We start from the raw sequence: 824 nt of genomic DNA on the forward strand, positions 1-824 counted from the left end.
CGTGAGGTTTGACGGAACAACGGCATAGCCGATCCGGCCTGCATAGGATCTATTACGATACCGAACTGGCATTCGGGTCCGAGGATCCGGCCAATCCAGCGATGACACGGCGCGTCATTACGCTGATGCGGCCAGCGGACTACTGATCAGTTCAGGGGCGGACATGTCACTGCGCCGCGGGGCATAGGCCACGTAAATGGTGGTGAGGTAACGAGCGCATGAGCAGACACAAAGTACCGCTTCGTGACGGGATTGCAGCTGCCAGTGCCTATGTCGGATGGGACCGACCGCTTCAGACCTATTTCGCGCAGGTTCTGAGCCTCCCTGACGAAGACGGGGAGGAAATCGAACTCGTATGGGTCGGAACCGCTTTCAGCGAGCTGCCCCGCGCGGTTGACGCAATCCGCGCGCTCGAGCCCTATTGCCATATCGAGGCAAGTCTTGCCGCACAGCTCGAGATCGACAGGATGGCCTGCCTCGCCACGCGCGATGGACCCAATCAGCTCGAAGCCAAGGCGTTCATGGCGCGCCTCAACCAGATCAAGGACGGGTCCGAGCCCGAAGCTTAGGTCGGTACAGACCGGGCCTGGCTCGTAGCAGGGCCGGTTCAGCTCCAATCCAACTATCGAGACTCCTCAGCCCTCTGGGCTGGACAGGATGACGCGCGCCTGCGGTGGCTGGCGCACGGGCCGGGCCAGGGGCCCGGAGGAGAGGGGGGATGGGAGAAGGTGTTCCGGACAAGGGGTTCGGACGGCATCAGGAGAACTTCGACATGAACATCGGCACCCTCAAGGCCAACGCAGAAGGCGTTCACATCGGCCGCA

The 824-nt window shown here is 62.1% G+C and carries 2 protein-coding genes; both read left to right on the plus strand.

The window, feature by feature from the left end; translation table 11 throughout:
• Window positions 1–8: 8 nt before the first annotated feature.
• Window positions 9–146 carry a DUF3768 domain-containing protein gene (locus AX725_RS20930; RefSeq protein ID WP_120222518.1) on the plus strand — a complete coding sequence of 46 codons (138 nt, stop codon included), beginning with the start codon at window positions 9–11 and terminating at the stop codon, window positions 144–146.
• Window positions 147–218: 72 nt separating this feature from the next.
• Window positions 219–569, plus strand: a complete 351-nt coding sequence (locus AX725_RS11865) for a hypothetical protein (protein WP_066044078.1) — start codon at window positions 219–221, stop codon at window positions 567–569.
• Window positions 570–824 lie beyond the last annotated feature (255 nt).

The organism is Blastomonas sp. CCH9-A1 (genome assembly GCF_001557175.1).
Classification (GTDB): Bacteria; Pseudomonadota; Alphaproteobacteria; order Sphingomonadales; family Sphingomonadaceae; genus Blastomonas; species Blastomonas delafieldii_A.